Raw genomic sequence first — 13,055 nt, forward strand, 5'->3', positions numbered from 1 at the left:
ATTTTCAAGAATTCAAGAGTGGAGACCGCATGGTTCCCGTAATCGCCCTGGTGGGCCGGCCCAATGTCGGCAAATCCACCATGTTCAACCGCCTGACCAAGACCCGCGATGCCATCGTCGGTGACCTGTCCGGCCTGACCCGTGACCGCCAGTACGGCGATGCCAGCTGGCAGGGCCGTTCGTACATCCTCATCGACACCGGTGGTATCACCGGCGACGAAGTGGGCATGGACGAGAAAATGGCCGAGCAGTCGCTGATGGCCATCGAAGAGGCCGACTACGTCCTGTTCCTGGTCGATGCCCGCGCCGGCATGACCGCTGCCGACCAGATGATTGCCGACCACCTGCGCAAGCGCAACAAAGAGGCAATCCTGGTCGCCAACAAGATCGACAACATCGACCCGGACATCGCCCGCGCCGAATTCTCGCCGCTGGGCATGGGCAACGCCATCCCGGTGGCCGGCTCGCAGGGCCGTGGCATCAACGCGCTGATGGAGTCGTTGCTCGGCCACATCCCGCGTGACGCCGAGGACGAAGCCCTCGACGAGGACGTCGCCGAAGGCGAGGAAGCCACGCGCATCCCCGGCCCGAGCGAGAAGGACGGCATCAAGATCGCCATCATCGGCCGCCCCAACGTGGGCAAGTCGACCCTGGTCAACCGCATGCTCGGCGAAGAGCGCGTGGTGGTGTACGACCAGCCGGGCACCACCCGCGACAGTATCTACATCCCGTTCGAGCGTGATGGTGACAAGTACACCTTCATCGACACCGCCGGGGTGCGCAAGCGCGGCAAGATCCACGAAGAGGTCGAGAAGTTCTCGGTGGTGAAGACCCTGCAGGCGATCAAGGACGCCAACGTGGTGATCTTCGTCATGGACGCCCGCGAAGGCGTGGTCGACCACGACCTCAACCTGCTGGGCTTCGCCCTGGACGCCGGCCGCGCCGTAGTGATTGCCCTGAACAAGTGGGACGGCATGGAGCCGGGCGAGCGTGACTACGTCAAGACCGAGCTGGAGCGCCGGCTGTTCTTCGTCGACTTTGCCGACATTCACTTCATTTCGGCGCTGCACGGCACCGGCGTGGGTAACCTGTACAAGTCGGTGCAGGCCGCGTTCAAGTCGGCTGTCACCCGCTGGCCGACCAGCCGCCTGACGCAGATTCTCGAAGACGCCATCGTGGTGCACCAGCCACCGCTGGTGAATGGCCGCCGGATCAAGCTGCGTTATGCCCACCTGGGTGGCGCCAACCCGCCGCTGATCGTGATCCACGGTAACCAGACCGACAAGATCCCCAACTCCTACTCGCGCTACCTCGAGAACACCTACCGCCGCGTGCTGAAGCTGGTGGGTACGCCGATCCGCATCGAGTACAAGGGTGGCGACAACCCGTTCGAGGGCAAGAAGAACACCCTCACCGACCGCCAGGTCAACAAGAAGCGCCGCCTGATGTCGCACCACAAGAAAGCCGAGAAGAAGCGCCGCGACAAGCGCTGATACTCGACTGGGCTGATGGCCCTATCGCCGGCAAGCCGGCTCCTACAGGGGATCGCACAACCCTGTAGGAGCCGGCTTGCCGGCGATGAGGCCCTTTGACCCAACGCAATCCCCCTATTGTTTCAACCTTTTTCCTGACTGCTCGATCCGCTATGCTCGGACTCACCCCCGTGCCGGACAAACCCCAGGAAAGAGGGCTCCATGATCCGCAGCAAACTGCCGAACGTCGGCACGACCATCTTCACCACCATGTCGCAGCTGGCCGTCCAGACCGGCGCGCTCAACCTCTCCCAAGGCTTCCCCGATTTCAACGGCCCCCAGGCCCTGCTCGATGCCGTTGGCCGCCATGTGGCTGCCGGGCACAACCAGTACGCGCCGATGACCGGCCTGCCGGCCCTGCGCCAGCAGGTAGCGGCCAAGGTCGCCCGGTTGTACGGGGTGAACGTGGATGCCGACCAGGAAGTGACCATCACCCCCGGTGCCACCGAGGCGATTTTCTGCGCCATCCAGGCGGTGATCCAGGCCGGTGACGAGGTGATCGTCTTCGACCCTTGCTACGACAGCTACGAACCCTCGGTGGAACTGGCCGGTGGCCGCTGTGTGCACGTGCCGCTGGCCGACGGCAGCTTCAGCATTGACTGGCAGCGCTTCAGCGACGCCCTGAGCCCGCGCACGCGCATGGTCATCCTCAACTCGCCGCACAACCCAAGCGGGGCGCTGATCAGCCTGCAGGACCTCGACCAGCTGGCGGCCCTGATTGCCGGGCGCGACATCTACCTGATCAGCGACGAGGTGTACGAGCACCTGATCTACGACGGCGTGCGCCATGCCAGCGTGCTTGCCCATGAACAGCTGTACTCGCGAGCCTTCGTCATCAGCTCGTTCGGCAAGACCTACCACGTCACCGGCTGGAAGACCGGCTACGTGATCGCCCCGCCGGCCCTGAGTGCCGAGCTGCGCAAGGTGCACCAGTACGTCAACTTCTGCGGCGTCACGCCACTGCAGTGCGCCCTGGCCGACTTCATGGCCGAACACCCGGAGCATATCGACGAGCTGCCGGGCTTCTACCAGGCCAAGCGCGACCTGTTCTGCGACCTGCTGCAGGGCTCGCGATTCAGCTTCACCCGCACCCCGGGTACCTACTTCCAGCTGGTGGATTATTCGCAGATCCGCCCGGACCTTAACGACGTCGACATGGCCCTGTGGCTCACCCGCGAACACGGTGTGGCAAGCATCCCGGTGTCGGTGTTCTACCAGCAACCCATCCCCGAGCAACGCCTGGTACGCCTGTGCTTTGCCAAACGTGAGGAGACGCTGCGTCAGGCGGCGGAACGACTATGCGCGATCTGAGTGCACTGCCCAACCTGAAAGTGGCCTTGGTGCAGACCACCCTGGCCTGGCAGGACCGCGAGGCCAACTACGCCCACTTCGAAGAGCTGATTGCCCAGGCCGGCGCGGTCGACCTGGTGATACTGCCGGAAATGTTCACCACCGGTTTTTCGATGGAGTCCGAAGCCCTCGCCGAGCAAGAGAACGGCCCGACCTACAAGTGGCTCAAGGTCCAGGCGAAGAAGGCCGGGGCGGTGGTTACCGGCAGCGTGATCATCCAGGCCGCTGACGGCAGCCACCGCAACCGCCTGCTGTGGGCGCGCCCGGATGGCGAGATACTGCACTACGACAAGCGCCACCTGTTCCGCATGGCCGGCGAGCACAAGCACTACACCCCCGGCGAGCGCCAGGTGCAGTTCGAGCTCAAGGGTTGGCGCATTCGCCCGCTGATCTGCTACGACCTGCGCTTCCCGGTGTGGAGCCGCGACGCTCAGGACACCGACCTTTTGCTGTACACCGCCAACTGGCCAGCAGCGCGCCGCCTGCACTGGAACCGCCTGCTGCCGGCACGCGGCATCGAGAACCTGTGCTTCGTGGCGGCGGTGAACCGGGTGGGCACCGATGGCAAGGGCTTTGCCTATTCCGGCGACAGCCAGGTGCTGGACTTCCAGGGCGAGAGCCTGCTGAGTGCAGGCGAGGCCGACGGGGTGTTCACCGTGGAGTTGCGAGCGGCGGAACTGGCCGCCTACCGCACCCGCTTCCCGGCCAACCTGGATGCCGACACCTTCGATTTGCATTAAAACAGGCCTGGCCTCTTCGCGGGGCAAGCCCGCTCCTACAGATTGCAACGTGTCCTTGTAGGAGCGGGCTTGCCCCGCGAAAGGGCCGGCCCTGTTTACATCAAATTCAAATCAGTACACATCCCGCCGATAGCGCCCATCCTCTATCAGCTGCTGTACCTGTGCCTCCCCCAGCATGCCCTGCAACGCCGCATCCACCCCGGCCGCCATGCCATGCAGGCTGCCGCACACATAAATGCAGGCACCGTCCTCGACCCAGCGCTTGAGCTCGCCAGCCTGTTGCAGCAGTACGTCCTGCACATAGACCTTCTCGGCCTGGTCGCGCGAGAACGCCAGGTCCAGCCGCGCCAGTTCACCCTTGGCCAGCCAGCCCTCAAGCTGTGCAGCGCACAGCAGGTCGTGGGCGCGGTTGCGTTCGCCGAACAGCAGCCAGTTGCGTGACTCGCCGGCCGCGATACGCGCCTTGAGCAGGCTGCGCAGCCCGGCAAGGCCCGTGCCGTTACCGATCAGCACCAGCGGCGCATCGCCCTCGGGCAGGTGGAAGCCGCTGTTGCGGCGCAGGCGCAGGCTGACGCTGCCTTGCACCGGCAGGTACTCGGTCAGCCAGCCCGACCCCAGCCCCAGGTGGCCATCGGGGTGACGTTCCTGGCGCACGATCAGCTCCAGCACGCCGTCGCTGGCAATCGAGGCGATCGAGTATTCGCGGCTGCCGATGGGCACCAGCGCATCCACCAGCGCCTGCGGATGCAAGCCGATCAGGTGGTCGCGACGGGTCGGCAGTTGGCGGCCGGCCAGGGCCTGGCCGAGGGTTTCAGCCAGGCCGTCGACCTGCACCTGGGCTGCAGCGTCCAGCGCCATGCCGTGGAGGAAGGCGTCGATGCGCACCTGGCCGTTGAGCGGCAGGATCTCCACCAGGTCACCGGCCTCCCAGCTGGCGGGCTCCTGCGGGCGCAGGCCCAGCAGGTACACCGGCTGGCCCTGGCTGCCCGGGTTGAGCAGCTCGCGGCTGGCCAGGGTCCAGTTGCCGAAGCTTGGCGGCTGCCAGGCGGCGACCGGCTGGGTGCCGGTCAGCTGCGCCAGTTCCTGCTGCCACAGTTGCAGCGCGGCCGGGTCGGCGTTATCCACCTCTACCGGGCTGAACGCGCTGCTGGCACCGCGCTCGGCCAGCCAGGCCTGTAGGCGCCGGGCGAAGCCGCAGAAGTGCGGGTACTGGCGGTCGCCCAGGGCCAGCAGGGCGTAATCCAGGTGCTGCAGCGCCCAGGGCTGGCCGATGACCTTGCGCTCGAAGCCGCGGGCGCTGTCCGGCGCCTCGCCATCACCAAAGGTACTGACCACGAACAGCGCGCGGTTGGCCTGGCGCAGCTCGGGCTCGCCCAGTTCGGCCAGCGGGCGCACCTGCACCGGGTAGCCGGCGGCCTGCAACTGGCCGGCGCTTTGCCAGGCCAGTTGTTCGGCCAGGCCGCTCTGGCTGGCAAAACCCACCAGCCAGCTGTCGTCCGCCTTGCCGGCAGCACCCACCGCGCCACGGGCAGCACGCACCTGGCGCTTCTTGCGGCGGCGGTCGAGGTACAGCAGCCAGCCGGTGACGAAGAACAGCGGCATGGTCAGGCTGGCTGCGGTGACGATGATGCGCCCCGGCAGGCCGAAGTACTCGCCCACGTGCAGGGCGTAGACGCTTTGCAGCAGCTGCGCCTTGAAGGATTTGTCGAGGTAGCGGTCGTGGCTTTTGACCTGGCCGGTGGCCGGGTCCAGCACCAGGGTGTTGAAGGCACGCGGGTGCGCGGCATCTGCTTGCAGGTAGAACAGGTTGGCCGGCTGGCCACCTGCCGGTGGCAGGCGCAGGTTGTACATGGCCAGGCCCGGGCCTGCAGCCTGTTTGAGGCTGGCCCAGATGGCGTCGTAGTCGACCACCAGCGCCGGCGCGTTTTTGTCGACCTTGGGCGGGCCGTGGCGGCCACGACCTTCGCCGCGTTTTTGCTCGCCTGCGGCAGGCGGGTCGGCCAGCAGCTTGTTCAGCCCGGCGCGGTACCACTCATAGGACCAGAACAGCCCGGTCAGGGCGAACAGCAGGTAGAACACCAGGCACCATGTACCGAACACGGCGTGCAGGTCCCAGTTGAAGGCGCGGCCCTTCTTGGCCCAGTCCAGGGTCAGCCAGGTGCGCCAGTTCAGCGCCTTGCGCGGCCAGCGCAGGTAAAGGCCAGACAGGCAGAAGAAGATCAGCATCAAGGTGCAGGCACCGGTGATCTGCCGGCCGGTGTCGCCCATGGCCAGGAAGCGGTGCAGGTTGAGCATCAGGCTGAAGAAGCCTTGCCCCGCGGCTTCGCCCTTGAGCTCGCCAGTGTACGGGTCGGCGTAGCGCAGGGTGCCGCGGCGCTCGCCGGGCGGCGGGGTGAAGAAGATCCGCGCGGCATTGCCTTCGCGCACGTCCACCCACAGCATCGAGACCTTCTCGCCCTGGGCGGCCTCGACCCGTTGTACCAGTTCGGCCGGCGGCAGCACGCCCTCGGCGCGTACCTCGACCTTGAGCACATCGGCGTTGAACGCGCGCAGCAGTTCTTCCTGGAACGAATACAGTGCCCCGGTAATGCCCATCAAGGCCAGCACCAGGCCTGCGGTAATGCCAAAGAACCAGTGCAGCTGGAACAGCGTCTTCTTCACCACGTCTCTCACCTTGTATTGCCGCCGTCTGTTGCGCGGCGTGCATTATGCCTTGATACGCGAACGCCCCGTTCAGTAATGAACGGGGCGCAGGGCTGCAAGTTCAGGCACATCCTGTGCCGGCCTCTTCGCGGGCAAGCCCGCTCCCACAGGGGCCGCACAATTTTCAGGCCTGTGACAGTCCTGTGGGAGCAACTGTCTTGTGCTGCCTGAACCGGCCTCATCGCCGGCAAGCCGGCTCCTACAGGTACGGCACTGGCCTGAGGCTTATGCAGTCCCTGTGGGAGCGGGCTTGCCCGCGAAAGGGCCGGTGCAGGTATCGACCAGCCTTGGGTCCTATCAGAAATGCACGCTGGTGGTCAGCAGCGCCGTGCGCCCGGCCGCCTGGTTGGCGAAGTGGGTGGAGAACGCCTTGTCGTAGTACACCTTGTCGGTCAGGTTCTGCACGTTCAACTGCAGGTCGATGTTCTTGGTCAGCTTGTAGGCGGCCATGGCGTCGTAGCGCACGTAACTGTCGACCATGGTGGTGTTGGCCACGTTGCCGTACACCTCGTCCATGTAGAAGGCGCCACCCCCGACGGTGAACTTCGGCGTGACCTGGTAGGTGGTCCACAGGCTGGCACTGTTGTTCGGCGTGTTCGGCAGCTGGTTGCCGTCGTTGACCTTGCCCAGCGCGCCGCCGTCGATCTGGCGGGCCTGCATGTAGGTGTAGCCGGCGAACACCTGCCATTTTTCGGTGATCTTGCCGCTGGCCGACAGCTCGATGCCCTGCACGCGGGTTTCGCCGACGTTCTCGTAGGTGGTGGTGTTCACCTGTACCCGGGCGTTTTCCTTCTCGGTGCGGAACAGCGCGGCGGTCAGCGACAGGCGTTCGTCGAGCAGGTCCCACTTGGTACCGATTTCGTAGTTGGTGGTTTCTTCCGGCTCCATGTCGCTGCTCAGCAGGTTGCCGCTGCGGTCGGTGCTGTTGCCCAACGGGTTGCCTTCCATACCTTCACCGAGCGAGGCGCCGGGCGGGGTAGCGGAGGTGGCGTAGGACACATAGATGCTGCCGTTGTCGGCCGGTTTCCACACCAGGCCCAGCTGGCCGGTGACGAACTCGCTGGTGTCCTCGCCCTTGGAGGCGACACCTTTGCTGTTGACCACGGTGGAACCGTCGGCGTTGTAGCCGCGGTACTCGGTATCGAAGTGGTCGTAGCGCAGGCCCATGTTCAGCAGCCACTGCGGGGTCAGTTCGAGGGTGTCGAAGACATACAGGGCCGCGGTGTTGCTGCGGGTGGTGGTGCCGGCGTAGTTGCGCGAGATGGCGCCGTTCCACGGGTCGTCCGGGGTCGGGTTGCCCAGCGAGGTGCAGTTGTATGGTGCGCCGATGCCGTTACACACGTTCAGGTTGCCGACCTTGGTGGTGCCGGCCAGGGTGCTGACGTTGTAGGTGCTGCGCTCGGACTCCTCACGGCTGAACTCTACGCCGGTGGAGAAGCTGTTCTTCAGCCCGCCCAGGTAGAACTCGCCAAACAGGTCGGTCTGGTTGGTGGTGGTGGCGGTATTGCCTACCCGGGTGTTGGCCCGGCGCCAGACGCTGCCGCGGTTGACGTTGCCCTGGCTGTCGTCGGGCTGGGTGAGGATGTAGTCCTGCATGCTGTTGCCGTGACGCAGGGTGTTCTTGATGGTCAGCGCGTCAGTCAGGTCGTGCTCGATGGCGAAGGTGGCGATGTCCACCCGGCTCTTGCGGAAGTCCCGGTTGGTCAGGCCATAGAAGTTGCTGCTGTCGCCGCCGTCGTCCGGCTTGCTTGGGTGCGCCGAGGTGCGCGCGGCGCTGCCTGCCGTGGGGATGCTGTAGGGGATGCCCGAATCCGGCAGGTCATCGCTTTCGAGGTGGTAGTAGTCGAGGTTGACGCGGGTCGGCGTACCCAGGCCGAAGGCCAGCGACGGGGCGATGCCCCAGCGGTCGTAGTTGACCTTGTCGCGCCCGGCCACGTTGCTTTCGTGGGTCATCAGGTTCAGGCGCCCAGCCACGCTGTCGCTGAACTGGTAGTTGCCATCGAAGGTGTAGCGCTGGGTCTGGTCACTGCCCCAGGTCCAGGCGCCGTCCAGCGAGTTGCCCAGGTGGGCGCGCTTGCTCACCAGGTTGATGGTGCCGCCGGCGGCGCCACGGCCACCGATGGCCGAGTTCGGGCCTTTGGCTACTTCCACCGACTCGATGGCGAAGATTTCGCGGGTTTGCGCGCCGGTGTCGCGCACGCCGTCCAGGTAGGTGTCGCCCTGGGCATCGAAGCCGCGGATGAACGGGCGGTCGCCCTGGGGGTTGCCGCCTTCGCCGGCGCCAAAGGTGATACCCGGCACGGTACGCAGGGCATCCTGCAGGTTCAGGGCGTTGGTGTCCTTGATCACCTGCTGCGGGATCACGGTGACCGAACGCGGGGTGTCCACCAGCGGTGCGGTGTACTTCTGCGACGACGCCTTTTCGACCTTGTAGTCGGTGCTGGCCTGCTCGGCCTTGCCGTTGACGCTGGTGGCGTCCAGGGTGATGGCGGAGCTGGCTGCAGGGTCTGCGGCGTAGGCGGAAGTGGCGGTGATCGCCATGCCGATGGCAGAGGCGAGCAGGCGTGGTGAACTGACGGCGTTTGGCACGTGGCGCATTGTTTTTGACCTTCCCCAAGGTAGTGAAGGCCGCGGATGCTAATGTAAGCGAATGTAAGTAACAATTGAGAAGCGTTACCATCCGTTAAGAATTTACATTCTTTACACCTTGTGTTTCATGAATTTAACAAGGTTGTGCCGGGCCCTGACCGCGGGGCAAGCCCACTGCCACGGGCGTAACGGTTGGGGCGGTCAACCGATGAAGGGGCTTGTGTCGCGTAAAAGGGAATCAATATCATTGCCCCCCCCTTAGGCTCCAGGTACCACCGCCATGCTGCTGCACATTCCCGGGCTGTTCGACGCTGACGAGATCAGCCGTATCCGCGAGGCACTGGAGCAGGCGGACTGGGCCGATGGCAAGGTGACTGCCGGTTACCAGTCGGCCAAGGCCAAGCACAACCTGCAGTTGCCCGAAGGCCATGCGCTGGCGAAAGAGCTGGGCAGCGCACTGATCGACCGCCTGTGGCGCAACCCGCTGTTCATGTCGGCGGCGCTGCCGCACAAGGTCTACCCGCCGCTGGTCAACTGCTACCGCGAGGGCGGCAGTTTCGATTTTCATATCGACAACGCCCTGCGCCAGCCCAAGGGCAGCCCGGAACGGGTGCGCACCGACCTGTCCTCGACCCTGTTCTTGAGCGACCCGGCCAGCTACGACGGCGGCGAGCTGGTGATCCAGGACACCTACGGTGTGCAGCAGGTCAAGCTTGCCGCCGGCGACCTGGTGCTGTACCCCGGCACCAGCCTGCACAAGGTCAACCCGGTCACCCGCGGCGCGCGCTACGCGGCGTTCTTCTGGACCCAGAGCCTGGTGCGCGACGACGGCCAGCGCACCTTGCTGTTCGAGATGGACAACGCCATCCGCCAGCTCACCGCCGATGTGCCCGAGCACCCATCGCTGCTGCAACTGACCGGCACCTACCACAACCTGCTGCGCCGCTGGGCGGAGGTTTGAGCATGTCGTATCAGTTGCGCCGTGAAGAACTGGTGGATGTGGCGGGCCTGAAGGCCATGCTCGAGCACAGCCCGGGCCAGGCCGCCCAGGCGATTCTGGCCGCTGCGGGGCAGGGGGTGGTGGAGGCGCAGTTGCTGCTGGGGCAGATCCTGCTCGACGGGCTGGGTATCGAGGCCGACGAGGTGGTTGCCCGGCGCTGGTTCGGCATTGCCGCCCAGGGTGGCAGCGCCATGGGCCACAACATGCTCGGGCGTTGCCTTGAGCATGGCTGGGGCGGTGAGGTGAACCTCGCCCAAGCGGCGATCCACTATGCACGTGCCGCTGACGCGGGGCTGGACTGGGGCATGTACAACCTGGGCAACCTGCTGGCCACCGGGCGCGGCGTGCCGGCCAACCAGGCCCAGGCACTGGCCTGCTACGAGCAAGGCGCGCAGTTGGGCCATGCCAAGTCGATGAACCTGTACGGGCGTTACCTGGAGCAGGGCATTGCCACTACCGCAAGCCCTGCGCGGGCGGTGCGCTGGTATCGGCGCTCGGCCGAGGCGGGGGATTTTCGCGGCATGTTCAGCCTGGCGCTGGTGTTGCTGGAGCGGGGCGAGGTTGCCGAGGCGGCGCCGTGGCTGGAGCGGGCGCGGGAGGAGGGTAACCTGAACTTTTTGCGCAGTGCGCTGGCGACCCTTCAAGGGGCGGGGCCTTCGCTGATGAGCTTTGCGCAGCGCTATGCCGAGGAGATCGAACAGCGCAAAGAATGAAGCCGACGCGATCCCCTGTAGGAGCGGCCTTGTGTCGCGAAAGGGGCGCGTAGCGGCCCCAGGATTTCAACTTCGCCGCATCAATTGCCGGGGCTGCTGCGCAGCCCTTTCGCGACACGAGGCCGCTCCTACAAAGAGCACCACGGTGCAGGGGCTGGCAAACAAAAACGGGGCCTTGCGGCCCCGTCTTGCATTACAGGTAGTAGGCTTTCAGCGGCGGGAATCCGTTGAATTCCACGGCGCTGTAGCTGGTGGTGTAGGCACCGGTGGACAGCCAGTACAGGCGGTCGCCGATGGCCAGGTTCAGCGGCAGGCCGTACTTGTAGTTCTCGTACATGATGTCGGCGCTGTCGCAGGTCGGGCCGGCGATGACCACTTCTTCGGCTTCGCCCTTTTTCTCGGTCCAGATCGGGAACTTGATGGCTTCGTCCATGGTTTCGATCAGGCCGGAGAACTTGCCCACGTCGGTGTAGATCCAGCGCTCCACGGCGGTACGCGACTTGCGCGCCACCAGCACCACTTCGCTGACCAGAATACCGGCGTTGGCAATCAGCGAACGGCCAGGCTCGAGGATGATTTCCGGCAGGTCGTCACCGAAGTCTTCTTTCAGGAAGCGGATGATTTCTTCGGCGTAGGTTTCGAGGCTGTTGGTACGGGTGATGTAGTTGGCCGGGAAGCCGCCACCCATGTTGATCAGCTTCAGCTCGATGCCGTCTTCTTCCTTCAGGCGCTCGAAGATCACCTTCACCTTGGCGATGGCAGCGTCCCACACGCTGATGTCGCGCTGCTGCGAGCCTACGTGGAACGAGATGCCGTAAGGCACCAGGCCCAGGTCGCGGGCGAGGATCAGCAGGTCCATGGCCATGTCGGTCTGGCAGCCGAATTTGCGCGACAGCGGCCAGTCGGCGGTGGTGGAGCCTTCGGTCAGAATGCGCACGTAGACTTTCGAGCCCGGGGCGGCCTTGGCGATGTTGCGCAGGTCAGCTTCGGAGTCGGTGGCGAACAGGCGCACGCCCTTCTCGTAGAAGTAGCGGATATCCTTGGACTTCTTGATGGTGTTGCCGTAGCTGATGCGGTCGGCGCTGACGCCGCGGCTCATCACCTTGTCCAGCTCGTAGATCGAGGCGATGTCGAAGCTCGAACCCTTCTCTTTGAGCAGGTCGATGATTTCGACCGCCGGGTTGGCCTTGACCGCGTAGTACACCTTGGCGAATTCGAACCCGGCGCGCAGGTCGTCATAGGCCTGGCTGATCATCTGGGTGTCGATGAGTACGAACGGGGTTTCCTGCTTGTCGGCGAACGCCTTCATTTTCTGGAAGGTGTCACGCGCGAAGTAGTCTTCGACCTGGATCGACATGCTCAAGGGCTCCATGGGCAAACTGAAAAGATAAGTGGCTGCAACTGAACGTCCTCCGTATCCCCACTTTGGTTCGCCTACTTCCCAAGGCATGTCGCCGAAAGCAAAAAGGTCAACCGTGCCCGTGAAGCGGCGGCGGGTGACCTTGCTGTCTCGTCGTCAGTACTTGAGCCGGATGGATCGTTTCCAGCATGGACGTTCGGCGCGCACTTTAGGGCGTGAACCCGGCAAGATCAACAGGCAATCCGGGCGTGTTCGTCGCGGATCGGCCACCTGCATTCTGAATAACCGACTCGTGTGACCGGCAGATGTTCCCCTCGGTATTTCAAGCGTTAAAAATTGTGGAATAGACAGCGTCACGGCCATCGCAGGCAAGCCTGCTCCTACAGGGTTTCGCAATTCCTGTAGGAGCAGGCTTGCCTGCGATAGGGCCCGAAGTGTTCATATTTATGGCCACGATTTACTGGCACCTTGGTGCATGAAACTACGCATAAATTTTTTGTTACCGACTGGCGGAATTGCCGGTTTTGATGCGAAACATTACTATTCGCACCCTTGTCTGCCGCCCTGACGACCCTGACCGTGTCTGGACACAAAGGCTTCTTCGACCACTACCACGAGCTGATCGGCACCTGGACGCGCAAGCTGCGCAGTCGTCAGCAGGCCGAGGACCTCACCCACGATGCGTTCGTGCGCGTGCTGGAAAACCCGCGCGAGCAGGTCGAGCAGCCGCGTGCCTACCTGCACCAGACCGCGCGCAACATTGCGGTGGACGGCTATCGCCGCGAAGACCGTCGCCAGGCCCTGGCGCTGGAGGCGTTCGATGAAAGCGCCGGCGCCGGCAGCGACCCTGAAGCCTACGTGCACGCCCTGGAGTTGGCCGACAGCGTCGAGCGGGCGTTGGCCCAGCTTCCGCTGAACTGCCGCCAGGTGTTCATCTGGCAGAAGCTCGAGGGCCTGACCCAGGCCGAGATCGCCGAGCGCATGGGCCTGAGCAAGAACATGGTCGAAAAGTATATGATCCGCACGCTCCGCCACCTGCGTGAGCACCTGGATGTGGCCGGATGAGTC

The 13,055-nt window shown here is 64.6% G+C and carries 9 protein-coding genes; 6 read left to right on the forward strand and 3 right to left on the reverse strand.

What is annotated here, in order from left to right; genetic code table 11:
• Positions 1 to 29 precede the first annotated feature (29 nt).
• From der to ACI2KK_RS00925, 3 genes are all read left to right on the forward strand, one after another.
• Positions 30 to 1,493, forward strand: a complete 1,464-nt coding sequence (der, locus tag ACI2KK_RS00915) for a ribosome biogenesis GTPase Der (RefSeq protein ID WP_404667544.1) — start codon at positions 30 to 32, stop codon at positions 1,491 to 1,493.
• A 201-nt stretch (positions 1,494 to 1,694) separates the two neighbouring features.
• On the forward strand, positions 1,695 to 2,843 hold the full coding sequence (locus ACI2KK_RS00920) for a pyridoxal phosphate-dependent aminotransferase (RefSeq protein WP_404667545.1): 1,149 nt from the start codon (positions 1,695 to 1,697) through the stop codon (positions 2,841 to 2,843).
• Positions 2,831 to 3,622, forward strand: a complete 792-nt coding sequence (locus ACI2KK_RS00925) for an amidohydrolase (RefSeq protein ID WP_404667546.1) — start codon at positions 2,831 to 2,833, stop codon at positions 3,620 to 3,622. Before ACI2KK_RS00920 ends, ACI2KK_RS00925 begins: the two co-directional genes overlap by 13 nt.
• 111 nt (positions 3,623 to 3,733) lie before the next feature.
• Here the strand turns inward: ACI2KK_RS00925 and ACI2KK_RS00930 are convergent, their stop codons facing one another.
• The gene (locus ACI2KK_RS00930) at positions 3,734 to 6,286 is read right to left on the reverse strand and encodes a PepSY domain-containing protein (protein WP_404667547.1); all 2,553 of its coding nucleotides are present in this window, start codon (positions 6,284 to 6,286) and stop codon (positions 3,734 to 3,736) included.
• A 336-nt stretch (positions 6,287 to 6,622) separates the two neighbouring features.
• Positions 6,623 to 8,923 (reverse strand): TonB-dependent receptor, encoded by a 2,301-nt coding sequence (locus ACI2KK_RS00935; RefSeq protein WP_404667548.1) that lies wholly within the window; start codon positions 8,921 to 8,923, stop codon positions 6,623 to 6,625.
• Positions 8,924 to 9,194: 271 nt separating this feature from the next.
• Here ACI2KK_RS00935 and ACI2KK_RS00940 point away from each other — a divergent pair, with 271 nt between their 5' ends.
• On the forward strand, positions 9,195 to 9,875 hold the full coding sequence (locus ACI2KK_RS00940; RefSeq protein ID WP_217886394.1) for a Fe2+-dependent dioxygenase: 681 nt from the start codon (positions 9,195 to 9,197) through the stop codon (positions 9,873 to 9,875).
• A gap of 2 nt (positions 9,876 to 9,877) precedes the next feature.
• Positions 9,878 to 10,627: a tetratricopeptide repeat protein gene (locus ACI2KK_RS00945; RefSeq protein ID WP_404667549.1), complete on the forward strand. Its 750-nt coding sequence runs from the start codon at positions 9,878 to 9,880 to the stop codon at positions 10,625 to 10,627.
• 193 nt (positions 10,628 to 10,820) lie between these two features.
• On the opposite strand, the gene ACI2KK_RS00950 is transcribed toward ACI2KK_RS00945, so the two are convergent.
• Positions 10,821 to 11,984: a type III PLP-dependent enzyme gene (locus ACI2KK_RS00950; RefSeq protein WP_217886392.1), complete on the reverse strand. Its 1,164-nt coding sequence runs from the start codon at positions 11,982 to 11,984 to the stop codon at positions 10,821 to 10,823.
• Positions 11,985 to 12,566: 582 nt separating this feature from the next.
• Between ACI2KK_RS00950 and ACI2KK_RS00955 the strand changes: the two genes are divergently transcribed.
• The gene (locus ACI2KK_RS00955) at positions 12,567 to 13,052 is read left to right on the forward strand and encodes a sigma-70 family RNA polymerase sigma factor (RefSeq protein WP_404667550.1); all 486 of its coding nucleotides are present in this window, start codon (positions 12,567 to 12,569) and stop codon (positions 13,050 to 13,052) included.
• The last annotated feature ends 3 nt before the right edge of the window (positions 13,053 to 13,055 follow it).

The organism is Pseudomonas sp. NPDC089406 (assembly GCF_044900265.1).
Lineage (GTDB): Bacteria > Pseudomonadota > Gammaproteobacteria > Pseudomonadales > Pseudomonadaceae > Aquipseudomonas > Aquipseudomonas fakonensis.